The organism is Virgibacillus alimentarius (assembly GCF_017874635.1).
Lineage (GTDB): Bacteria > Bacillota > Bacilli > Bacillales > Amphibacillaceae > Virgibacillus_B > Virgibacillus_B alimentarius.
Genome location: NZ_JAGIKX010000002.1, coordinates 113,630 through 136,244, shown reverse-complemented (window position 1 = coordinate 136,244; position 22,615 = coordinate 113,630). Strand labels below are relative to the sequence as shown.

At 35.1% G+C, this 22,615-nt stretch carries 22 protein-coding genes and 1 other annotated feature; of the genes, 19 read left to right on the top strand and 3 right to left on the bottom strand.

Annotated features, from left to right (window positions below):
* The first annotated feature begins 26 nt into the window (after positions 1-26).
* The 9 genes from nadE to yajC all read left to right on the top strand — a co-directional run bounded on the left by nadE (position 27) and on the right by yajC (position 6,672).
* Complete coding sequence (nadE, locus tag J2Z81_RS02830; RefSeq protein ID WP_029271306.1) at positions 27-785, top strand: NAD(+) synthase; 759 nt, start codon at positions 27-29, stop codon at positions 783-785.
* A gap of 51 nt (positions 786-836) precedes the next feature.
* Complete coding sequence (locus J2Z81_RS02825; RefSeq protein ID WP_029271308.1) at positions 837-1,382, top strand: YhcN/YlaJ family sporulation lipoprotein; 546 nt, start codon at positions 837-839, stop codon at positions 1,380-1,382.
* A 110-nt stretch (positions 1,383-1,492) separates the two neighbouring features.
* Complete coding sequence (locus J2Z81_RS02820; protein ID WP_226370663.1) at positions 1,493-2,224, top strand: YebC/PmpR family DNA-binding transcriptional regulator; 732 nt, start codon at positions 1,493-1,495, stop codon at positions 2,222-2,224.
* A gap of 117 nt (positions 2,225-2,341) precedes the next feature.
* On the top strand, positions 2,342-2,947 hold the full coding sequence (gene ruvA / locus J2Z81_RS02815) for a Holliday junction branch migration protein RuvA (protein WP_029271312.1): 606 nt from the start codon (positions 2,342-2,344) through the stop codon (positions 2,945-2,947).
* A gap of 16 nt (positions 2,948-2,963) precedes the next feature.
* Entirely contained in the window at positions 2,964-3,968 is a 1,005-nt protein-coding gene (gene ruvB, locus J2Z81_RS02810) for a Holliday junction branch migration DNA helicase RuvB (protein ID WP_029271314.1), read from the top strand.
* Positions 3,965-4,162 carry a DUF2905 domain-containing protein gene (locus tag J2Z81_RS02805; RefSeq protein ID WP_029271316.1) on the top strand — a complete coding sequence of 66 codons (198 nt, stop codon included), beginning with the start codon at positions 3,965-3,967 and terminating at the stop codon, positions 4,160-4,162. Before ruvB ends, J2Z81_RS02805 begins: the two co-directional genes overlap by 4 nt.
* A 22-nt stretch (positions 4,163-4,184) precedes the next feature.
* Positions 4,185-5,213, top strand: coding sequence for a tRNA preQ1(34) S-adenosylmethionine ribosyltransferase-isomerase QueA (gene queA / locus J2Z81_RS02800; RefSeq protein WP_029271318.1), 1,029 nt, complete (start codon positions 4,185-4,187; stop codon positions 5,211-5,213).
* 44 nt (positions 5,214-5,257) lie between these two features.
* Positions 5,258-6,397 carry a tRNA guanosine(34) transglycosylase Tgt gene (gene tgt, locus J2Z81_RS02795; protein ID WP_029271320.1) on the top strand — a complete coding sequence of 380 codons (1,140 nt, stop codon included), beginning with the start codon at positions 5,258-5,260 and terminating at the stop codon, positions 6,395-6,397.
* 17 nt (positions 6,398-6,414) lie between these two features.
* Complete coding sequence (gene yajC / locus J2Z81_RS02790) at positions 6,415-6,672, top strand: preprotein translocase subunit YajC (RefSeq protein WP_029271322.1); 258 nt, start codon at positions 6,415-6,417, stop codon at positions 6,670-6,672.
* 46 nt (positions 6,673-6,718) lie between these two features.
* Here yajC and J2Z81_RS02785 read toward each other — a convergent pair whose 3' ends face one another.
* Both J2Z81_RS02785 and spoVB read right to left on the bottom strand, forming a co-directional pair.
* Positions 6,719-7,099, bottom strand: coding sequence for a TIGR04086 family membrane protein (locus J2Z81_RS02785; RefSeq protein WP_226370662.1), 381 nt, complete (start codon positions 7,097-7,099; stop codon positions 6,719-6,721).
* Between the two features lie 89 nt (positions 7,100-7,188).
* Positions 7,189-8,739, bottom strand: a complete 1,551-nt coding sequence (gene spoVB / locus J2Z81_RS02780) for a stage V sporulation protein B (RefSeq protein ID WP_029269177.1) — start codon at positions 8,737-8,739, stop codon at positions 7,189-7,191.
* A 123-nt stretch (positions 8,740-8,862) separates the two neighbouring features.
* Here spoVB and J2Z81_RS02775 point away from each other — a divergent pair, with 123 nt between their 5' ends.
* From J2Z81_RS02775 to dtd, 7 genes are all read left to right on the top strand, one after another.
* Positions 8,863-9,159: a post-transcriptional regulator gene (locus tag J2Z81_RS02775; RefSeq protein WP_038221162.1), complete on the top strand. Its 297-nt coding sequence runs from the start codon at positions 8,863-8,865 to the stop codon at positions 9,157-9,159.
* A gap of 51 nt (positions 9,160-9,210) precedes the next feature.
* On the top strand, positions 9,211-11,469 hold the full coding sequence (gene secDF, locus J2Z81_RS02770) for a protein translocase subunit SecDF (RefSeq protein ID WP_226370661.1): 2,259 nt from the start codon (positions 9,211-9,213) through the stop codon (positions 11,467-11,469).
* A 117-nt stretch (positions 11,470-11,586) separates the two neighbouring features.
* On the top strand, positions 11,587-11,925 hold the full coding sequence (locus J2Z81_RS02765) for a LapA family protein (protein ID WP_029269183.1): 339 nt from the start codon (positions 11,587-11,589) through the stop codon (positions 11,923-11,925).
* A 66-nt stretch (positions 11,926-11,991) separates the two neighbouring features.
* Positions 11,992-14,322, top strand: a complete 2,331-nt coding sequence (recJ, locus tag J2Z81_RS02760; RefSeq protein WP_226370660.1) for a single-stranded-DNA-specific exonuclease RecJ — start codon at positions 11,992-11,994, stop codon at positions 14,320-14,322.
* On the top strand, positions 14,312-14,824 hold the full coding sequence (locus J2Z81_RS02755; RefSeq protein ID WP_029269187.1) for an adenine phosphoribosyltransferase: 513 nt from the start codon (positions 14,312-14,314) through the stop codon (positions 14,822-14,824). Before recJ ends, J2Z81_RS02755 begins: the two co-directional genes overlap by 11 nt.
* Positions 14,825-15,034: 210 nt before the next feature.
* Positions 15,035-17,236 carry a RelA/SpoT family protein gene (locus J2Z81_RS02750; protein ID WP_029269189.1) on the top strand — a complete coding sequence of 734 codons (2,202 nt, stop codon included), beginning with the start codon at positions 15,035-15,037 and terminating at the stop codon, positions 17,234-17,236.
* Positions 17,237-17,264: 28 nt separating this feature from the next.
* Positions 17,265-17,711 (top strand): D-aminoacyl-tRNA deacylase, encoded by a 447-nt coding sequence (gene dtd / locus J2Z81_RS02745; RefSeq protein WP_029269191.1) that lies wholly within the window; start codon positions 17,265-17,267, stop codon positions 17,709-17,711.
* Between the two features lie 45 nt (positions 17,712-17,756).
* On the opposite strand, the gene J2Z81_RS02740 is transcribed toward dtd, so the two are convergent.
* A complete protein-coding gene (locus tag J2Z81_RS02740; protein WP_029269193.1) occupies positions 17,757-18,803 on the bottom strand; it encodes an N-acetylmuramoyl-L-alanine amidase in 1,047 nt (348 codons plus the stop codon).
* 102 nt (positions 18,804-18,905) lie between these two features.
* Between J2Z81_RS02740 and J2Z81_RS02735 the strand changes: the two genes are divergently transcribed.
* From J2Z81_RS02735 to aspS, 3 genes are all read left to right on the top strand, one after another.
* Complete coding sequence (locus tag J2Z81_RS02735) at positions 18,906-19,079, top strand: hypothetical protein (protein ID WP_198020933.1); 174 nt, start codon at positions 18,906-18,908, stop codon at positions 19,077-19,079.
* A 74-nt stretch (positions 19,080-19,153) separates the two neighbouring features.
* Positions 19,154-19,409 (top strand) — a binding site (T-box leader).
* Between the two features lie 62 nt (positions 19,410-19,471).
* Positions 19,472-20,761 (top strand): histidine--tRNA ligase, encoded by a 1,290-nt coding sequence (gene hisS / locus J2Z81_RS02730; protein WP_226370659.1) that lies wholly within the window; start codon positions 19,472-19,474, stop codon positions 20,759-20,761.
* Positions 20,754-22,538: an aspartate--tRNA ligase gene (gene aspS, locus J2Z81_RS02725; RefSeq protein ID WP_226370658.1), complete on the top strand. Its 1,785-nt coding sequence runs from the start codon at positions 20,754-20,756 to the stop codon at positions 22,536-22,538. Before hisS ends, aspS begins: the two co-directional genes overlap by 8 nt.
* Positions 22,539-22,615 lie beyond the last annotated feature (77 nt).

Here is a 22,615-nt window from a genome sequence, read left to right as displayed (position 1 = left end):
TTATTCCATATAAAGGAGCTGTAATTGTGGAGAAAATAGTTGAAGATATAGTTAAATGGTTACAGAAACAGGCAAAGCTTGCAAAAGTTAATGGTTTATTAGTAGGAGTAAGTGGCGGCCTTGATTCAGCTGTGGTTGCTCACCTCATAAAACGGGCATTTCCAGATGAATCATTAGGCGTGATTCTTCCGTTGAATAGTAATCCTGAAGGTATGAAAGATGCGCATAACGTATTAAAAAGTTGTGATATAAAAGGCTTAAACATCGATTTATCAAAGACACATGAACTTTTGTTTTCACAAATACAAGAGCAATTGAAGCAAGAAAATGATTTTAAGCAAGAAAATGAACAACTTGCTGACGCCAATTTACGTGCAAGATTGCGCATGAGTACATTATATACAATTGCGACCAATTACAATTATTTAGTTGTTGGAACAGATAACGCTTCAGAGTGGTATACAGGATATTTCACTAAGTATGGAGATGGTGGAGTAGATATTTTACCTATCGTTGATTTTACTAAAGAAGAAGTACGACAAATGGCTTCGATTTTGGGCGTTCCTAAGGAAATTATTCATAAAAATCCTAGTGCGGATTTATGGGAAGGTCAAACGGATGAAGATGAAATGGGAATAACTTATGATAAAATTGACGCCTACTTAAAAGGTGAAAAAATCCCTGAAGCAGATGAAGAAATTATTGAAAGTATGCATAAACGTACAAATCATAAACGAAGCCTTGTCTCGAAATATAAACGGATAGATAGAACTTCCTTAATTTAACTGTGTAAAATAATCTTCCTTAAACAAACTAAATGTAAGGGAGGTTATTTAATGAAAGCAAAAATAATAACAACAATAAGTATTATTATGCTTTTTACTATTGGATGTACAAATATGAATACGGATGAAAAAAATGAAACAGGGAGTAACAATGAGACAACACATCCAATTAATTACGAGACAAAAGAACAAGAGCAAAATCGCTTAGGGGTAAATAAACAGAATACAAATGAAAATGATTATTATAAAGGGGATAACCCCGAAAGAATTAACTCAGGTAAAGATGGAAATCATAATACGGATATTTTTACAACAGATGAAGCTAAAAAAATATCCGAACAGCTTTCAAAACGAAAAGATATTAAACAAACACAAGTAGCTACAACTGAGAAAAGTGTTATAGTAGGGATTATGTTGAATGAGCAAAGTAAACAAATTGACAACCAAAATATTGTAAATGATATAGAAAAAGAAGTCAGCAAGTTATCACCAAATAAAGAAATAGTTGTATATACGGATAATATTCATTGGAACCAAATGAAAAATTTAGATTCAACGATAAGAAATAAGGATAATGGAGATAATAATATAGATTAAAACCTTTGTTTTACTACAAAGGTTTTTTTAAGTATGATTGAATTTTACTTACCATATCATCGTATTTTTGATATACTAAAAAAGGAATTTTTTAGAGAGGAGAATGTCCGATGGCAGGTCATTCTAAGTGGCATAATATACAAAGAAGAAAAAATGCGCAAGATGCCAAAAGAGGTAAAATTTTTATGCGTCATGCAAAGTTAATATACTCAGCTGCCAAACAAGGTGGGGGAGATCCTGACATGAATCCTGCTTTACGATTAGCGATAGATAAAGCAAAAACGGACAACATGCCAAATGATAATATAGATCGGGCTATTAAAAAAGCAACCGGAACATTGGATGGCGCTAGTTATGAAGAAATTACCTATGAGGGATATGGCCCCGGAGGTGTCGCTGTCATTGTTCAAGTACTAACTGACAACAAAAATAGAACTGCGGCAGAAATTAGGCATGCCTTTAATAAAAATAATGGTAATTTAGGCGAGAACGGTTGTGTTTCATTTATGTTTGATCGCAAAGGCTATATTATTATTCTAAATGAAAATGGAAAAATTAATGAAGATGAAATGACCCTGGAAGCGATAGAGGCTGGAGCGGATGATATAGCCGTTCAAGATGGAGCGTTTGAAATCTTTACGTCTCCTGACAGCTTTGAAGCTGTTTGCGCATATCTACGGGAAGCTGGGTATAGCTTAGCGGATGAAGAAATTACATTGATTCCTCAAACATATAGCAGTATAGATGAAGATAATGAGGAAAAAATGATGAATTTGATTGATATGCTTGAGGAAAGTGAAGATGTGCAAGATGTTTTTCACAACATGGAAATTTCCAGTTAAATAGGTACATTATGTAAACTTCCATTTCTTTTATTTAAGAGGTGGAAGTTTCACTTTACTACATCTTCTATGTGTAAATATGTTAATATAGAAGAAGGAGTGTAAAGGAGAAGGTCAATGATTGCATTTATAAAAGGTAATCTTACATACATATTAGAAGAGTCTATCATAGTTGATGTGCATGGGGTTGGGTATGAAATATTTTGTGCTGATCCCTTCATGTTTCAATCATCAATAAATCAAGAAATGAAGATCTATACATATCATCATGTACGAGATGATGCTCAAGTTTTGTATGGTTTTAAGAATGAAGATGAAAAATATTTATTTACCAGGCTCATCTCTGTCTCGGGAATAGGACCAAAAGGAGCTTTAGCAATTCAAGGCAGCGTTGATGTGGAGTCATTTGTTTCTGCGGTGGAACGTGAGGACGAAAAATTTTTAACGAAGTTTCCAGGTGTTGGTAAAAAAACAGCGAGGCAAATAATCCTTGATCTTAAGGGGAAATTAACTTCAATGATATCGATTGCGCATGAATCGGAAAGCAAAGTAGATACTAATCAGGAAAATGCAGATAGTTTGAAAGAAGCACAAGAGGCATTGAAAGCTCTCGGATATACAGAAAAAGAAATTAAAGCAGTGCTGCCAAAATTGCCAAAAGATCAGAATGTGAGCACAGATGAACTCATACGTAAAGCGTTAAATTTATTTATGAAAAACTAACAAATGGGGGATAATAATGGAGGATCGAATGGTCACAGGTGAATTTCAAGCAGAAGATGCTTCTGATGAGCTTAGTCTTCGCCCCACAACATTAAGTCAATATATTGGTCAATCAAAAATAAAGGAAAATTTAGGCATTTTTATCCAGGCAGCGAAAATGCGCGAGGAACCTTTAGATCATGTATTGTTATATGGCCCTCCCGGCTTAGGGAAAACAACTTTAGCAGCAATCATTGCAAATGAAATGGGTGTGGAGTTTCGGACAACATCAGGACCATCTATTGAACGATCCGGTGATTTAGCAGCAATACTTTCCTCACTAGAACCGGGTGATGTTCTGTTTATTGACGAAATTCATAGACTCCCACGTGCTGTTGAAGAAATTTTGTATCCAGCTATGGAAGACTTCTTTCTTGATATTGTTATTGGTACTGGTCCTAGTGCAAGATCAGTTCGCATTGATTTACCCCCTTTTACCTTGGTGGGCGCCACCACAAGAGCAGGATTGCTATCAGCTCCATTGAGGGATCGTTTTGGTGTATTGAGCAGACTAGAATTTTATGAAGCTGTTGATCTTTGTGAAATTGTTAAGCGGTCTGCAGATATCTTCCAAACGTCAATAACAAAAGAAGCAGCAATAGAAGTCGCTCGCAGAGCAAGAGGCACACCTAGGATAGCCAATCGGCTCTTAAAGCGCATTCGTGATATTTCACAAGTAAAAGAAGAAAAGACAATAAGTTTAGAAACAGCGGATTTAGCTTTAAATATGCTTCAAGTTGATGATGTTGGTTTGGATCACATTGATCATAAACTTTTAAAAGGGATTATTGAGGATTTTAAAGGTGGACCTGTAGGTTTAGATACGATAGCAGCAACTATTGGTGAGGAACCCCAAACAATAGAAGATGTATATGAACCATATTTGCTGCAAATTAGCTTTATCCAGCGTACGCCGAGAGGAAGAATTGCAACCCCCAGAGCTTACAACCATTTCGGTTTAAAAACGGAGGCGCAGGAATGAACCCTGGAAAGCTTTTTATTTTAATCGGAGTTCTATTGATTGTAGTTGGGATTATTTGGACATTTATTGGAAAGCTTCCTGGCGATATTAGCTTCAAAAAGGGAAATATGTCTTTTCATTTTCCTATTATGACATCGATTGTCATAAGTATAATATTATCGCTTATTTTATTTATAATTGGAAAGTTCCGTTAGAAGTTAGTGAGGAGAACAGCATATGAATATAGACGACTTTGACTTTAATTTGCCCCAAGAACTGATTGCTCAAACACCATTAAAGGAGAGAGATTCCTCTCGTCTACTAGTGTTAAATAGGAAAGCAAGAAAAATAACGCATAAATATTTTTCCGATATTAAGAACTACCTTAAAAAGGGAGACTGTCTTGTTTTAAATGATACTCGTGTACTTCCAGCACGACTTTATGGAGTAAAGGAAGATACAGGTGCAAAAATAGAGATATTACTTCTTCACCAAAAGGAGCAAAATTATTGGGAAGTGCTTGCAAAGCCTGCAAAAAAAGTGAAATTAGGAACAGAAATGATATTTGGGAATGGTGAATTACGTGCGACTTGCACTGAAATTAAGGACCATGGCGGACGTATTTTTCATTTTACTTATGAGGGAATTTTTTATGAAGTGTTAGATAAATTGGGAGAAATGCCATTACCCCCTTATATTAAAGAACAATTACCAGAGAGAGAACGTTATCAAACTGTTTTTGCTAAAGAGGAAGGTTCAGCTGCAGCCCCAACAGCTGGTCTGCACTTTACAAATGCACTATTAGAAGAAATAAAAGCAATGGGGGTAAAACTAGCGTTTATTACACTTCATGTGGGACTTGGTACCTTCCGTCCCGTAAGCGCAGAAAAAATTGATGAACATGAGATGCATGCGGAATTTTATCATATGTCTGAAGAGACAGCTCAGCTACTTACGGAAGTAAAAGAAAAAAATGGAAGAATAATTGCGGTAGGAACAACATCGACCAGAACACTGGAAACAATCGCTGGAAAAAACGATGGAACATTTGTAGCCTCAAGCGGATGGACAGATATCTTTATTCACCCGCCTTACAAATTTCAAGCCGTTGACGGCCTACTAACAAATTTCCATTTACCAAAATCAACGTTGCTCATGTTAGTAAGTGCGTTTGCAGATAGAGAAATTATTCTACAGGCATATGAGCAGGCCGTAACGAACCGCTATCGCTTCTTTAGCTTCGGAGATGCCATGTTAATTTTATAAAAAGCTTATATGCTGATATTTTAAAAGAAAAGGATCGAATTAAAATGAAGCCGATAACATATGAATTAATGAAAACTTGTAAACAAACTGGAGCCCGTCTTGGACGAGTCCACACCCCCCATGGCTCATTTGATACCCCCACATTTATGCCTGTTGGCACATTAGCCACAGTAAAAACAATGAGTCCTGAAGAACTGGAGGAATTGAATGCAAATATTATTCTCTCCAACACCTATCATTTATGGTTAAGACCTGGGGATGATATTATTGGTGAAGCTGGAGGCTTACATCAATTTATGAATTGGAATAAAGCAATTCTAACAGATTCAGGGGGTTTTCAAGTTTTTAGTTTAAGTGACAGGCGTGAGATCAAAGAAGAAGGGGTTCATTTTCGCCATCATTTAAGCGGGGAAAAATTATTTTTATCTCCTGAAAAAGCGATGCAAATTCAAAATGTCCTTGGTTCAGATATAATGATGGCATTTGATGAATGTCCCCCATATCCTGCGACATACGATTATATGAAAGCATCTGTAGAAAGAACGTCACGTTGGGCGGAGAGATGTTTAGAGGCACATCTAAGGCAAAATGATCAAGGATTATTTGGCATTATCCAAGGAGGCGAATATGAGGATTTAAGAAAGCAAAGTATAGAAGATTTAACATCCTTAGATTTTCCCGGATATGCAGTTGGCGGTCTTTCCGTTGGTGAGCCGAAGCATATCATGAATGAGGTGTTGGAGTTTACAACACCACTTATGCCAAGTAACAAACCACGCTATTTAATGGGGGTAGGCTCACCGGATTCATTGATTGACGGAGCTATACGCGGAATCGATATGTTTGACTGTGTACTTCCAACTCGGATTGCGCGTAACGGAACGTGCATGACTTCATTTGGTCGGCTTGTAGTTAGAAATGCAAAATATGCCCGCGATTTTCGCCCGATCGACGAAAAATGCGAATGCCATGTTTGCAAAAATTATTCACGCGCTTATATTAGGCATTTGATCAAATGTAACGAAACATTCGGTTTTAGGCTTACTACTTATCATAATTTATATTTTCTGTTAAACTTAATGAGGAAAGTTCGAAAAGCGATAAGTGAAGATCGACTTGGCGACTTTAAAAAAGCATTCTTTGAACAATATGGCTTGAATCAGCCTAATGCAAAAAACTTTTAGCGAAAGGAGGAACTTAAATGGAAGCATTGTCTCCCTTTATTATGATTGCATTAATGTTTGTGATTTTTTACTTTTTGCTTATCCGACCACAGCAAAAACGTCAAAAGCAAGTAAAACAAATGCAAGATAATTTACAAAAAGGTGATGCTATTGTCACCATCGGTGGTTTACATGGTGAAATTCATGCAATTGATGAATCGACGGTAGTAATTGTTACGGAAGGTACAAAACTTACATATGATCGTTCAGCAATTCGCGAAGTCAAAAATAATTAATAAAATGGAGTAGAGGGAGGACATTGGCCTCCTTCTACTCCATTCTTCATGCTTCATCATTTGCAACAACATTTACTCCTATCACACCACCGAATAGTGCTGCTGCAATGTAGCCAACGTGATGAAGTGCCTGTTCAAATGAAAAAATCTGTTGGTATCCTAAATATTGTACTAAAAAAGTGAACAGGGTAAATCCAAAACCAGTAATTCCTCCAATGATCCATCCTTTTGCTTTTCCCTTTACACCTGCAACAATCCCGCCAATGAACAAACATATTAAGCCAATTACTAAGGTAACCCATGAGAGCATAGGTTCACTGAAAGATGTAAAGCGCAGTAATAATGCTAAAACAATACTTGAGGCAAAGATTAAGCCTAAAACTACAATCCAACCATACAATAATGCAGTTAATTGTTGTTTCTTCATTTAAATCCCTCCAGTACGGTTTGTCCTTATATCTTATTCAGACACTAAAAAAAATAGACGCATGGTTTTCGCTTTTTATATCATTCTTTTTATATCCACTTTTGTATAAATGGAATTTGTTTTAATTCTTCTTTCGTAATAAATCTTAGGAAGAAAAGCAATAAGATATAAACAATAGTCAATACAAGTAACACCAAAAGAAAAAGGAAAATATTAGGAATCGTTGATACATAGATATTTTTCAATGCAAGTCCAACTCCAAATGTTAACAAAAGAAGAATACCCATCTTAACTAAATCTTTGAAGGGAATTGAAAAGTGTATGATCTTTTTAAGTGAAAATAAATGCAGCAATGTTACCAAAACAACTCCCATACACATTGCAAGAGCAACTCCCATAATTCCAAATTTTTCGTTAGATGCTAGTAAAAAAAGCATAATAAGTTTACAACCTGCTCCAATTAAACTGTTCCACATCGCGGGCTTTGCTAAATCAAGCGCTTGTAGTGTTGCTTGTAAAGGGGCTTGTATATAAAGTAAAATAAAAAAAGGAGCCATTAAAATTAAAAATTTGCTTGCATTATCGGTCCCATACATATAAATTAAAATTGGTTCTGCAAAAAGAGATAGTACGATTGTTGCGATAGCTCCTGATGCAAATGAAATCCTAATAGATTGGTGAATACGATAATGAATTAAATCGTTATACTTGTTCGCTTCTGCTTCAGAGATGGAGGGTACTAACGCAACTGATAAAGATTGGGTGATAAAAGTAGGTAAAAATAAAAGCGGCATCACGTAACCAGTCAACTCTCCGTATTGCTTTGTTGCCAATGTGGTAGAAATTCCAGCAATCGCTAAACTCTGAGCTACTAAAATAGGCTCTAAAAAATGTGTAAGGGACCCAATCATACGACTGCCCGTACTAGGTAAAGCAATTGAAAATAATTCTTTTAAGGTTTTCTTACTTGTTTTCAAATAAGAAAAGAAACGATATCTTATTTTTATTGTTTTTTTCCGTTTAAATAAATAGATCATGAATAAAAGGGAAGCAAGCTCACCTAATATAACACTAAACATTGCTCCTCCTGCTGCATATTCAATGCCAAAGGGAAGAAATAATTTAATGAATAACGCAACACATGTAATGCGCACAATTTGTTCAATAACCATTGAATAGCTTTGGGGTTTCATATTTTGCTTCCCTTGAAAGTACCCTCTCAAAATGGAAGAGATTGCTATGATAGGAATAATTGGACTAATTGCTAATAACGGATATAATGTACGATCATCTGTGAGTAATGTTTTTGCTATAATAGGTGCTCCCAGCATCATCCCTGTAGTGAAAATGATACTGGAGATACCAGTTATGATAAGTGACACAGTTAAAATTTTTTTCACTTTGTAGGGATCATTTTTGGCATCAGCCTCAGCAACCCGTTTCGATATTGCAATAGGCAATCCCAACTGAGTTAATGTCATGACTAAAAACAAAGTTGGTAAGGCCATCATATAAAGTCCAACCCCTTCTTCACCGAGAAAACGAGCAAGAACAAGGCGGTTGACAAATCCTAAGAATCGAGTAATCATTCCTGCGAAAATTAATATTAATGTACCTTGTAAAAAAGATTGTTTGGTCATTGCTTAAGACCTGCCTTCTCAAAAAATTAAATTTAATATACAATGATATATATGCAATAGAGTGGGCCAAGCATGACAAGAAGGTACATAATTTCATTGAAACGTAATGCAGGAGGTAATAAAGTGAAGACTTTTAAATCTGTTTCAGAATGGAAAACCTTTGTTAAACCAGCTTTAGAGAGCAAGGCTAATGAATTCCGTTTGCTAGGCTATACACAAGTAACCGATGAAGATATATGGGGCTGTTTAGAACATAAGATTTGGAAAGGTGATCCTAAAAAACGTTTATATGAAGTAGTCGGAGATATATTTCATCTCGGGTCAAATATTTATATGAGTTACCTGACATTGAATGCTCAACAGGATAATGATTTAATGAATTCCATTACCGCTTTAATGGGTGAAAACAGAAAAAATTAGTATTTTCAATGTGAATTGTATTACGTATGGATAAGTGGGAGGCAATCATAAATGAAAAACAGGGGTAAGATCGCTGCCTTTTTTCTAATTGTATTATTATTTGCTGGTACGATTGGAACAACGGTTACAGGAATAACAAAAGACATAAAGCTAGGACTGGATTTACAAGGCGGATTTGAAGTATTATACGAGGTTGAGCCTGTTGATGAAGGTCAAGAAGTTACAAAAAGTCTATTAGAAGGAACAGTGGAAACTTTAAATGACCGTGTAAATCGACTTGGCATTAGTGAAGCAAATATTGATATCGAGGGTAAAGATCGAATACGCGTTCAATTAGCAGGGGTTGAAGATCAAAATGAAGCTAGAGAAATGCTAGCCACTTCTGCCAGGCTTTCGTTTCGTGATGTAAATGACAAGGAATATTTAGATGGCTCTGATATTAAAGAAGGAAGTGCGAAACAAGATTTTGATCCACAGACAAATGAACCCATCGTTACTTTAAAGTTAAAAGATGCCAAAAAGTTCGGTGAAGTAACTGAAACAATTAAGAATATGGGAATACCGAATAATTTACTGGTCATTTGGATGGATTATGAGAAAGGTGACTCTTATGCAAAGGAAAGTCAGCAAGAAGATCCGAAATATATATATGCACCAAGTGTAACAAAAAGATTAAATACAACGGATGTACAAATAAATGGTGATTTTACAGTTGAATCTGCAAAGCAATTAGCTGACATCATAAATTCAGGTTCACTCCCTGTACATATGAAGGAACTTTATTCAACATCAGTAGGTGCTCAATTTGGTGAACATGCACTAAATAAAACTGTTTTTGCTGCATTTATTGGGATCGGTTTAATTTTTATTTATATGATATTTGTTTACCGTTTCCCAGGATTTATAGCAGCAATCAATTTAAGTATTTATATTTATTTAATCCTTTTGGTATTTGAATTGATGAACGGTGTTTTAACATTACCAGGAATAGCCGCTTTGATATTAGGGGTAGGTATGGCAGTTGATGCAAACGTAATTACGTTTGAGCGGATTAAAGAAGAAATAAGAGCTGGAAAATCAATGGTAGCATCGTTTAAAACAGGTACCAAAAACTCTTTAGCAACGATTGTTGATGCTAATATTACGACTTTATTAGCAGCCGGAATTTTATTTATGTTTGGTACAAGCTCGATAAAAGGCTTTGCTACCATGTTAATTGCAAGTATTCTGATCAGCTTTATTACCGCTGTCTTCGGTACAAGGTTATTATTAAGTTTATGGATAAGAATGAAATTTTTAAAGAATCGTCCTGGATGGTTCGGAGTAAACAAGAAAGATATTAAAGATATTAAAGATACAAAAGAAGAAACTCCAACGTTATTTAATCGTGAAGTTAACTTAATTCAACATCGAAAGAAATATTTTGTTGCTACGATTGTGTTAGTAGTAATAGGGATAGCGTCTTTAGCGATTTTTAAACTAAATCCAGGAATTGATTTTACCAGTGGGTCACGTATTGAAGTTTTAGCTGATCAAAGCTTGACAACGGAAACTATTAAAGAAGACTTAGAAAAGACCAATTTAGAAGCAAAATCTATTGTACTATCCGGTGAGAATAACGATATCGGTGTTGTCAGATTTGATTCTGTTTTATCTAAGGATAAAATAGCAGAAGTTAAGGAGCATTTTGAAAAAGAGTATGGCAATGAGCCTAGCGTTAGTGTCGTATCACCAATAGTAGGGCAAGAACTTGTGAAAAATGCGATAAAAGCGTTAGGTATTGCGGCTGTAGGAATGATTATTTACGTTACCATAAGATTTGAAATGTTTTTTGCACTTACAGCAATAATTGCTTTATTGCACGATGCATTTATTATTCTTGCTATTTTTAGTTTTACACGAATCGAATTTGATGTAACGATTGTTGCTGCTATATTAACGATCATTGGTTATTCCATTAATAATACAATTGTCGTGTTTGATCGGATTAGGGAAAATCTAAGAAAAATAAATAAGCGAATTCGTTCAACAACGGAGCTTGCAAAAATCGTGAATAGAAGTATCGTGCAAACTTTTTGGCGAAGTATAAATACATCCATAACAACAATGGTTGCTGTGCTGGCATTTTTATTCCTGGGTGCGGAGTCTATTACATCTTTCGCAATAGCTCTTGCTATTGGATTAATTGCTGGTACATACTCTTCTTTACTTCTCTCATCACAAATATGGCTCGCTTGGCGAGGGAAAAATATTAAAGAAAAGCCGGTATCTTTTGTTAAAAAGAAACGTGTGGAAGGTCCACAGGTTTAACGAAACCTTAAAGGTCTTTATAGCGTTTATATACGTTATAAGGACTTTTTTGTTAAAAAGACAGGGTTAAATTTTTTAAAAAAGGGTATTTTACGAACTAGTTAAAGGAGGATTTATATGAAAGGACAATCTTATGCTATTCTAGTAATAATATTTGTTATTATTGTTGCCATTTTTGCTGTGACAAACGTAGATACTGTAGAAGTTAATTATCTGTTTTGGAGTGCGGAATCACCATTGATATTCATTATATTATTTTCAGTCTTAATGGGAGGTATAATTACTGCAACCGCTGGTTTATTTAAGATGTATCGATTGCAGCGTGAAAATGGAACACTAAAAAAAGAAAACCAAAACTTGCAACATACAGTGAAGAAATATCTTCCAGCTGAAGAACAAGAAAAAATAATTGAAACAAAACAACAACCAGAAGGAAAGGAAAATAGGAATAAGTAAATCAGAATAATACGGATTGCGCCCCTTGACCCGCTTTAGTATAATGAATGGGTCAGGGGTGAATTTATGTTACAAAGTAAGTTGAAATGGAATTTTGCTGAATTGCAAGAAGGTAAAATAATTGAGAACCATGAATTAGATAATTTATCTCCCGTTATTAGAGAATTATTGTTACAGCGAGGTATTGCAACTAAAGAAGAAATGTACAATTTTTTACATCCTAATTTGGATAATTTATATAGTACTTCAGAAATAGATATGATTGATAAGGCTGTGAATCGTATACATATAGCTATCGCGGAAGGTGAAAAAATCTTAGTGTATGGAGACTATGATGCAGATGGAGTATGTTCTACAACTTTACTTTTGAAAACTTTGCAAGAGTTAGGCGCTAATTGTGATTTCTATATACCTAATCGATTCACAGAAGGATATGGACCAAATGAAGAAGCATTTAGAAAAGCCCACGATAATGACATTACATTAATTATTACTGTTGACAATGGTATTGCTGCTGTACATGAGGCTAACATTGCTAAAGAGCTTGGGATTGATCTAATTATAACAGATCACCATGAAATCCAAGAACAGTTACCTGATGCATATGCCATAGTTCATCCTAAATGTTCACCGAATTATTCATTTCAGGAATTGGCAGGAGTAGGTGTTGCTTTTAAACTTTCTGAACATCTGTTGGGATATTTCCCAAAAGATTTTTTAGATTTAGTCGCTATTGGGACAATAGCAGACCTTGTACCATTAGTAAGTGAAAACAGAATTTTAGCCCATTATGGACTGATAGCATTGACAACAACAAAAAACATAGGATTAAACGCTTTAAAGCAAGTATGTGAAATTGAAGGTAATGTTACGGAGGAAGATGTTGGTTTTCGAATCGGACCGAGGATCAACGCTGTGGGAAGGTTACAAAACGCTAGTTTGGCTGTTGAACTGTTAATGACAGAGAATCAATTAGAAGCAGAACAGTTAGCGGAGGAGATCCAGTCCTTAAATGAAGAAAGAAAAAAAATCGTCAGCAGCATCGTAAAAGAAGCAGAGCACATGGTGGAAGAAGACCGGGAAGCGAAAGTTATCATCATTGCAAAAGAAGGATGGAATGAAGGTGTTTTAGGTATTGTAGCTTCAAGGCTGGTTAAGAAGTATGATCGTCCGGCAATCGTTTTAGCTATTAATCCAGAAACCTCCCAAGTCAAAGGATCAGCGAGAAGTATACCGGCATTTGATCTATTTACAAATTGTATGAAGATAAAAAAATACTTTACACATTTCGGAGGCCACTCACAGGCAGCAGGCATGAGTTTCCCTTTGGAAAACTTATCTCTAATACAACATGATTTGAATCAAATTATTATAGAACAGCTTGAGGAAGATGATTTTAAGCAAGTAATCGACATCAGTAAGACTCTTGAAGTACATGAAATAAATGAAAAGCTAGTGAATGACATAAATCAGCTAGCCCCATTTGGTATGGATAACCCTAAACCTGCATTTCATTTAAAGGCTACTCCTAATGATATACGTCAAATAGGTAGTTTAAAAAAACATCTTAAACTTCAATACAAAAACGAAGATAAAAAATTAGAAAGTATAGGGTTTAATATGGGAAGTTTATACCATCATATATCTCCCCAAACACCAATATCAATTGTTGGCGAGTTAAGTATAAACGAATGGAATGGTTATAAAAAAGCCCAACTCATTATGAAAGATCTAAGAATTGACCAATGGCAATTGTTTGATCATCGAGGAAAAAGGAATAAAGATATTGCAGCGTATTGTAACCCAAAAGCAAGGAATTTAGTAATTGGTCATCACAAGGACAGCACACATTTTCCCGGAAGTGCAAGGCATATCACCTATGAAACTGATTTGAATAATATTCCCGTAACGGATGCTTTATACATTGCTGACCTACCTAAGAAGCTAGATCAATTAAAGGCGATTATTCAAACGACAATGCCGATTAACATTCATGCTTGTTATAATATAGAAGATAGCACTTATTTAAAATCTATACCTTCAAGAGATGAATTTAAATGGTTTTATGGACTTATGATGAAACGGAAAATGTTAGATTTAAAGAAAGAATTAAAAGTTATTATGGATGCCAAAAAATGGTCAAAAGAGCGAGTTGTTTTCATAGCGAATGTGTTTTTCGAATTGGGATTTGTTAAGATAGACAATGGAGTAATACAACTGCAACAAAATCCAGTAAAAAAAGACCTAAAAACATCTGTCATATATCAAAAGCGATTACACCAAGTTGAAGTAGAAAAAACATTGTTTTATTCAACATATCATGATTTAAAAAAATGGTTTACAGATTGTACAAAACGCATGGAAGCCCCCAAGGAGGAAGTAATGTATGGATTATAAAAAATATGTTAAAATTGTTAAAGATTGGCCAAAAGAAGGAATTGAATTTAAAGATATTACTCCCTTAATGGATAATGGAGCAGCATATAAGGCTGCGATAGATGAAATCGTCACTTATGCTCGGAGTAAGAAAATTGATATTGTTGTAGGACCTGAAGCAAGGGGATTTATTATTGGTTGTCCAGTATCCTATGCTTTAGAAGTAGGTTTTGCGCCTGTGAGAAAGGAAGGAAAGCTCCCGCGGGAAGTGATAAAAGTTGATTATGGTCTGGAATATGGTGAAAATATACTAACCATCCATAAAGATGCTATAAAACCTGGACAACGTGTACTAATTACAGATGATTTGCTTGCTACAGGAGGTACAATAGAGGCTACAATAAAATTAGTAGAAGCTCTTGGGGGAATCGTCGTAGGTTGTGCTTTTCTTATAGAATTGTCCTATTTAAAAGGTTTACAAAAGCTAGACGGTTACGACGTGTTAACATTGATGAGTTACTAATTTTTACCTTTTAACCATGATTGTGGATAAATCTGTATTTTATTTGTAGAATATAAGAAAGGTCTGGCGGAATTATAATCGTTTATTCGTCAGGCCTATTATTATAAGCATTTAAATTATTTGAATGTTTATTTCTTTACTTTTTCTTAAAATTTATGAATACTATTAAGAAAGATCTTTTAAATTTTGTACAGCGGATAAGGTGGTTATATGGCAAAAGATGATATTTTGACAATAGAAGATGTTATAGGAAAAGCTACACGGTATCTTCCGGACGATGATATTGCTTTTATTCGCAGTGCATATAATTATGCTAAACAGGCACATAAAGATCAATATCGTAAATCTGGCGAGGCTTATATTATCCATCCAATCCAAGTCGCAGGTATCCTGGTTGAATTAGAAATGGATCCAGAAACGATTGCCGGGGGATTTTTACATGATGTTATAGAGGATACAAATATATCCTTTGAATCGATTGAGACGGAATTTAATCATGAGGTAGCAATGCTTGTTGATGGAGTAACGAAATTAGGTAAAATTAAATATAAATCAAAAGAAGCATTACAAGCTGAAAATCACCGTAAAATGTTCGTGGCCATGGCAAAAGATATTCGAGTAATCTTAATTAAATTAGCTGATCGTTTACATAATATGCGCACACTTAAACATTTACCACCTGAGAAACAACGACGTATTTCTAATGAAACATTAGAAATTTTCGCACCATTGGCACACCGCTTAGGTATATCTACTATAAAATGGGAATTAGAAGATACGGCACTTCGCTACCTTAACCCGCAACAATACTATCGCATTGTTCAATTGATGAAACAAAAAAGGGAACAACGAGAATCCTATATTAAAGATGTGATGGATGACCTTAAAGATCAATTTAAGGAAGTTAATATTGATGCAGATTTATCAGGTCGACCGAAGCACTTATATAGCATTTATCGTAAGATGGCTAAACAAAACAAGCAATTTAATGAAATATATGATTTACTCGCAGTTAGAATTATTGTAAATAGCATCAAAGATTGTTATGCAGTATTAGGTATTATTCATACTTGTTGGAAACCAATGCCAGGTAGGTTTAAAGACTATATCGCCATGCCAAAGCCAAATTTGTATCAATCCTTGCACACCACTGTAATAGGTCCTAAGGGAGATCCGCTTGAGGTGCAAATTCGTACGAAAGAAATGCATGAAATCGCGGAATACGGTATCGCAGCACACTGGGCATATAAAGAAGGAAAACAACTAAGTAAGGATAAGCAATCTTTTGAGGAAAAATTAACATGGTTTAGAGAAATTTTGGAATGGCAAAATGAAACGCACGACGCCGAAGAATTTATGGAGTCGTTAAAAGTCGATTTATTTTCCGACATGGTTTATGTATTTACGCCAAAAGGCGATGTGATTGAACTGCCGTCAGGATCTGTTCCTCTTGATTTTGCTTACAAGATTCATACGGAGATCGGCAACCAAACAATTGGGGCAAAAGTGAACGGAAAAATGGAACCACTCGACTATAAGCTAAAAAATGGCGATATTATAGAAGTAATGACTTCCAAACATTCTTATGGACCATCACAAGATTGGTTGAAAATTACCCAAACTTCTCAAGCAAAAAGTAAAATTAAACAATTTTTTAAAAAACAACGCCGCGATGAAAATATTGTTAAAGGAAAAGAAATTGTTGATAAAGAAATTAGAGCACTTAACATTGAACCGAAAGAAGCATTAATACCTGAAAATATGAAACGAGTGTATGAAAAATTTAACTTCACAAATGAAGATGACATGTATGCAGCAGTAGGCTATCAAGGGATAACTGGTGCTCTAATTGCCACAAGACTTACTGATAAAATTCGTCAGACTAGACAGCAGGAGCAGAATCTGGAAAAAACGATTGAAGAGGTAAAAAGTGAATCGAAAGATAAAAAATTACCGAAAAAAAATGCAGGAGTTAATGTTGAAGGTATTGATAATGTATTAGTACGTTTATCAAGATGTTGTAATCCCGTTCCCGGTGATAAAATCGTTGGTTATATAACAAAAGGACGAGGTGTATCTGTCCACCGGGCAGACTGTCCGAATATGCAAACAGAAGAGGCAAAACAACGCCATTTGGATGTTAAATGGGAAAATGAACAAACAACCACCAAACAATATCATGTGGATTTGGAAATCTCCGGTTATGATCGACGAGGCTTATTAAACGAAGTACTACAAGCAATGAATGAGATGAAAACAAATATGACGTTTGTAACTGGCAAATCAGATCGAAATAAAATGGCAGTTATTCAAATAACGATTCTCATTCACAATACAAAGCATTTACGTAAAATTGTAGAAAGAATAAAGCGGATTAAAGATGTATACACAGTAACTCGAACATTACAATAAATCTTTATCATAAAAGGAGTTCTTATTCATGAAGGCAGTAATCCAGCGAGCGAAAAATGCAACTGTAGCAGTTGATGCGGAAACGGTCGGTGAAATCGAGTATGGTTTTGTCGTTTTACTTGGGATAACACATGATGATACGGTGAAAGATATAGAATACCTCGTAAATAAAATTATTCATTTACGTGTTTTTGAAGATGAAAATAAAAAAATGAACCTTTCTTTAAAAGATGTACAGGGAAGCATTTTATCGATTTCACAGTTCACCCTCTATGGGGACACACGTAAAGGAAGAAGACCTAGTTTTATTAAAGCTGCAAAGCCTGATTATGCTAACGATTTATATGAACTGTTTAATCGGCATGTTGAAAAAGAAGGAATTACAGTAGAAACAGGTGAATTCGGAGCAATGATGAATGTCAGTTTTACAAACGAAGGCCCAGTGACATTAATTATAGATAGTAAAGAGCAATAAAAGCTGTCCTAAAAATGGACAGCTTCTTTTAGTTTTAATCCATATTTAATGAGAGAAATACTTCTGCAAGCCATTTACCATTCCTGAAACTATTTTCTGTTGATATCCATCGGTTAAAAGGAGTTGTTCTTTTTCTTTATTAGAAATAAATCCTAGTTCCACTAAAATAGCTGGTTTTAAATTTTGCCTTAGTACTTGGTAATCACCATAAGAAGAGCCTCTATCTTTTGCTTCCGTTTCTTTAATCAATTCTAGTTGTATAGAGTCAGCCAATTTCTTTTGTTGCTCATGGTAATAATAAGTACCTATTCCATTTGCATCTGGAATATTGGGAACACTATTGTAATGAATACTTATAAAAGCATCTATATTTTTCAAGTTAGATAGGCTTGTCCGGCTGGCCAGCGAAATATAATTATCTTTTTTTCTCGTAACGATGACTTCTGCACCAAGCATGTTTAGCTCGTTTTCTAATTCCTGAGCCGTTTTATAGGTCATCTCCTTTTCCAATGTATCACTTGCCCCAACGGCACCAACATCTTGACCTCCGTGACCAGCATCTATAATGATCGTCTTATTATTTAGTCCTTTTGAGCTGTTATCCATTTCCCTTTCTGCAAATTCCCTAAATATATATCCAGTTCGATTTTTATATGAAATCTTATACCAATTTCCCTTAATTGCTAAAATATCTAACACTGTTCCTTTTTTTACAAAATGAATAATCTTAGATTCATTCGAAGGACCTTCCCGAAGATGCGTATTAGCTTGTGAAATAACAATCTGTTTTTTAGTGTTTTTTCCTTTGGTCTGATCAAATTCTTTCTCTTTGATGGTTATAAAATCAGTCTTAACCCAGCCCGTGTCATCATATAGTTGAATTTCTGCCCATTCATTATTTATTTGTATAATCGGATAAACCTCATCCGGATTTGCCTGTTTTATTTTATCATAGGCAGTTCCAGGACCATTTCGAACATTTAAGTTCTCCGTATGAATAATCGCCTGCTTTGCAGAAACAATCATACTTCCTGCGAAAATTGAAATAAAAATGGTAAACATTAAGGAAACAGTTATTTTAGATGTTTTCATTTTATAAACCCCTTCATTTTAGAAAGATGCAATTCTTTCTAAAGTATAATAAAAACGATGCAATTAGGCAAAACTGTACATAGTTGAAGGAGGTTGCAAAAAATGCGAATTCATGACAAACAATGGCAATCCACAATTAACAAAAGTATAAATGATGTAAATTTTCATCGTTTTATTGAAATGGATGGGAAATATAATGCAATGGAAGTGGCTCAAGAATTAGGTATTTCGTTACGAGAAGTAAAAATGTTAAAGAAAAAAATAACACGTACTTGACATTAATTTAGGAAAACATTAATATTATAATCATTCAAACTAATTTGTGATATAATGCTAAGTTGAGATTATAATTGAAACCAATGATGGAAAAAGTAATTAGGGTCCATATGAAAAGAGAGAAAATGTCAATGGCTGAAAACATTTTTACATATTGGTCTAATGAAAGACATTCCTAAGGATCTATATCGAATGAATTCAGATAGTTTTATGAATTTCCTTAGTAGGTATAGACGTCTTGCAGGCGTTAACTGTGAAGAGCGGATGTGTAAAAGATAAATATCCACACATCAACTAGGGTGGCAACGCGGGTAAACTCTCGTCCCTTCTTACTAAGGGATGAGAGTTTTTTTGTGTTGTTTTTTACTTATTTGAAGGAGGTTTGTTGAAAAATGAGCATGCGTGCACCAAGAGGAACCGCCGATATTTTGCCAAATGAGGTAAAAAGGTGGCAATATGTTGAAAGTATTTTAAAGGATATTTGCGATCGATTTAACTATGATGAGATTCGTACTCCTCTATTTGAACATACGGAAGTATTTCAACGTGGAGTAGGGGATTCAACAGACATTGTGCAAAAAGAAATGTATACATTTGAAGACCGTGGAGGCCGGAGTCTTACACTGCGCCCAGAGGGAACGGCTACTGTGGTAAGGGCTTTTGTTGAAAATAAATTATATGGCTCACCAATACAGCCTGTGAAATTATTCTATTTTATGCAATTGTTTCGTTATGAACGACCACAACAAGGAAGAATGCGCCAATTAAATCAATTTGGTGTGGAAGTATTGGGAAGTGCAGATCCTTCGGTGGATGCAGAGGTAATAGCATTAGCGATGACTTGTTATAAAGAGTTAGGCTTATCATCGCTTAAGCTTGTTCTTAATAGTTTAGGTGATAAAGAAAGTCGTCAAAATCATCGCAAAGCCTTAGTTGAACACTTCTCGCCCTATAAAGACGAGCTTTGTTCAGACTGTCAAAAACGATTGAATCAAAATCCTTTACGTATTTTAGATTGTAAAACGGATCGTGATCATCCTGCAATGAAAACAGCACCGTCTATTTTAGATTATTTAAATGAATATTCAGAGCAATATTTCAATCAAGTAAAAGCATATTTAGATATGATGGAGATCCCTTATGTCCTTGATCAAAACCTAGTTCGAGGATTAGATTATTATAATCACACGGCTTTTGAAATAATGAGTGAAGCAGAAGGATTTGGAGCCATCACAACTTTAGCAGGCGGCGGAAGATATAACGGTCTTACTGAAGAATTAGGTGGTCCAAATACACCAGGGATTGGTTTTGCTATGGGCCTTGAACGCCTGTTAATGGCTATTGATGCTGAAAATATTAAACTACCTATAGATAGTAGTGTTGATTGCTTTTTTATAGCTGTTGGAGAAACAGCAGAAAAACAAGCCAGTGAACTTGTTCACAAACTGCGAGTGAACGGAATACAGGTAGATAAGGATTATCAAGGCCGGAAGATGAAGGCGCAATTCAAAGCTGCAGATCGATTAAAAGCTAAGTATGTCATAATTTTAGGTGATAATGAGTTGGAAGATGATATCGTGAACGTTAAAAATATGAAAACAGGCGACCAGACAGAAGTACCGTTGACAGATTTGGTGAAAACAATGCAAGCAGAGCTTTTAGGAGGAAGTCAAAATGAGTGAACGTATATTAGCAGGGACATTAAGTGAGGAGAACGTAGACCAGACGGTGTTACTTAAAGGTTGGGTACAGAAACGGCGTGATTTAGGCGGACTAATCTTTATTGATTTACGAGATAAATCAGGTTTCATTCAAATCGTATTTAATCCGGAAATTTCCTCTGAAGCTTTAGAAATAGCTGAAACACTTAGAAGTGAATATGTAATTGAAGTAAGGGGAACAGTTGTTAAAAGAGAAGAAATAACTGTAAACCCACTAATGGAAACGGGCAATATCGAAGTTATGGTTTCAAGTGTTGATATTTTAAATAAGGCAAAAAATCCACCTTTCCTTATTGAGGATGAAACAGATGTGGCAGAAGATTTACGTTTGAAATATCGCTATATGGATTTGCGTCGTTCATCATTACAGGAAACTTTTAAGCTTAGACACCATACAACGCAAGTAATCCGTAACTTTCTAAATGATGATGGTTTCTTAGAAATGGAAACGCCTATCTTAACAAAAAGTACACCAGAAGGAGCAAGAGACTATCTAGTTCCAAGTCGGGTGCACCCGGGAGAATTCTATGCTCTGCCACAATCTCCGCAACTTTTTAAACAGTTAATTATGATGAGCGGCTTTGAAAAGTATTACCAAATCGCCAGATGTTTCCGCGATGAAGATTTACGTGCTGATCGCCAACCTGAATTTACGCAAATTGATATTGAAACATCCTTTTTATCAAGTGATGAAATCATGGACATGACTGAAAAAATGATGCAAAAAGTCATGAAAGAAGTAAAAGGTCAAGATCTCCGTTTACCTTTGCCACGAATAACCTATAAGGATGCTATGGAACGATTTGGGTCGGATAAACCAGATACACGATTTGGAATGGAATTAATTCACGTATCGGATATTGTTAAAAATTCTAGTTTTAAAGTGTTTCAAAGTGCTATTGAAAATGAAGGTAAGGTTTGTTTGCTTAATGTGAAACAGCAAGCAAATCAGTTCTCTCGTAAGGATATTGATAAATTAACAGAGGATGTAAAGATTTATGGAGCGAAAGGGTTAGCTTGGTTAAAAATTGAAAGTGATGATATGAAAGGTCCAATAGCTAAATTTTTATCTCAAGAAGAAAAAAATGCAATTGCAGAAAAAGCTGAGGCTCAAGAGGGAGACTTATTACTATTTGTAGCCGATAATACAGCAATTGTTTATAATAGCTTAGGTGCACTTCGTTTAAAATTAGGAAAAAAACTAAACTTGATCGATGATTCAAAATTTAATTTCCTATGGGTAACAGATTGGCCACTGCTTGAATATGATGAGATCTTGGGCAGATTTTTTGCTGCTCATCATCCATTCACAAGGCCGGTGGAAGAAGACCTGGATAAATTAGATTCAGATCCTGCAAGTGTTCGTGCAAATGCTTATGACCTTGTTTTAAATGGATATGAACTTGGTGGGGGCTCGCTAAGGAATTATAAACGGAATCAGCAAGACAAAATGTTTGATGTTTTAGGATTTACGAAAGAATCTGCAAATGAACAGTTCGGATTTTTATTAGAAGCTTTAGAATACGGAGCGCCTCCACATGGCGGAATTGCATTAGGATTAGATCGAATTATTATGTTGCTTGCCGGAAGATCAAATTTACGTGATACGATTCTTTTCCCTAAAACCGCATCTGCTTCTGATCTGTTAACAGATGCACCAAGTGAAGTAAGTAAAGAGCAATTAAAAGAACTGTATATCCAGAAAAATGAAAACAAAGTGATAAAAGATAATGAATAAGCCACAATGATTGGACTTTTCTAAAAATTAAACTCGATTATATTGAAAATAACATCGGTGTATGATAAACTTTATTT

Excerpts from the sequence above, each read along its gene's own strand:
- ruvB (WP_029271314.1), top strand. The coding sequence starts at position 2,964 with ATGGAGGATCGAATGGTCACAGGTGAATTTCAAGCAGAAGATGCTTCT.
- J2Z81_RS02750 (WP_029269189.1), top strand. The coding sequence starts at position 15,035 with ATGGCAAAAGATGATATTTTGACAATAGAAGATGTTATAGGAAAAGCT.
- recJ (WP_226370660.1), top strand. The coding sequence starts at position 11,992 with ATGTTACAAAGTAAGTTGAAATGGAATTTTGCTGAATTGCAAGAAGGT.
- tgt (WP_029271320.1), top strand. The coding sequence starts at position 5,258 with ATGAAGCCGATAACATATGAATTAATGAAAACTTGTAAACAAACTGGA.
- J2Z81_RS02805 (WP_029271316.1), top strand. The coding sequence starts at position 3,965 with ATGAACCCTGGAAAGCTTTTTATTTTAATCGGAGTTCTATTGATTGTA.
- spoVB (WP_029269177.1), bottom strand. The coding sequence starts at position 8,739 with ATGACCAAACAATCTTTTTTACAAGGTACATTAATATTAATTTTCGCA.
- J2Z81_RS02765 (WP_029269183.1), top strand. The coding sequence starts at position 11,587 with ATGAAAGGACAATCTTATGCTATTCTAGTAATAATATTTGTTATTATT.
- J2Z81_RS02825 (WP_029271308.1), top strand. The coding sequence starts at position 837 with ATGAAAGCAAAAATAATAACAACAATAAGTATTATTATGCTTTTTACT.
- dtd (WP_029269191.1), top strand. The coding sequence starts at position 17,265 with ATGAAGGCAGTAATCCAGCGAGCGAAAAATGCAACTGTAGCAGTTGAT.
- ruvA (WP_029271312.1), top strand. The coding sequence starts at position 2,342 with ATGATTGCATTTATAAAAGGTAATCTTACATACATATTAGAAGAGTCT.
- J2Z81_RS02740 (WP_029269193.1), bottom strand. The coding sequence starts at position 18,803 with ATGAAAACATCTAAAATAACTGTTTCCTTAATGTTTACCATTTTTATT.
- J2Z81_RS02785 (WP_226370662.1), bottom strand. The coding sequence starts at position 7,099 with ATGAAGAAACAACAATTAACTGCATTATTGTATGGTTGGATTGTAGTT.
- aspS (WP_226370658.1), top strand. The coding sequence starts at position 20,754 with ATGAGTGAACGTATATTAGCAGGGACATTAAGTGAGGAGAACGTAGAC.
- queA (WP_029271318.1), top strand. The coding sequence starts at position 4,185 with ATGAATATAGACGACTTTGACTTTAATTTGCCCCAAGAACTGATTGCT.
- secDF (WP_226370661.1), top strand. The coding sequence starts at position 9,211 with ATGAAAAACAGGGGTAAGATCGCTGCCTTTTTTCTAATTGTATTATTA.
- J2Z81_RS02755 (WP_029269187.1), top strand. The coding sequence starts at position 14,312 with ATGGATTATAAAAAATATGTTAAAATTGTTAAAGATTGGCCAAAAGAA.
- yajC (WP_029271322.1), top strand. The coding sequence starts at position 6,415 with ATGGAAGCATTGTCTCCCTTTATTATGATTGCATTAATGTTTGTGATT.
- J2Z81_RS02735 (WP_198020933.1), top strand. The coding sequence starts at position 18,906 with ATGCGAATTCATGACAAACAATGGCAATCCACAATTAACAAAAGTATA.
- hisS (WP_226370659.1), top strand. The coding sequence starts at position 19,472 with ATGAGCATGCGTGCACCAAGAGGAACCGCCGATATTTTGCCAAATGAG.
- J2Z81_RS02820 (WP_226370663.1), top strand. The coding sequence starts at position 1,493 with ATGGCAGGTCATTCTAAGTGGCATAATATACAAAGAAGAAAAAATGCG.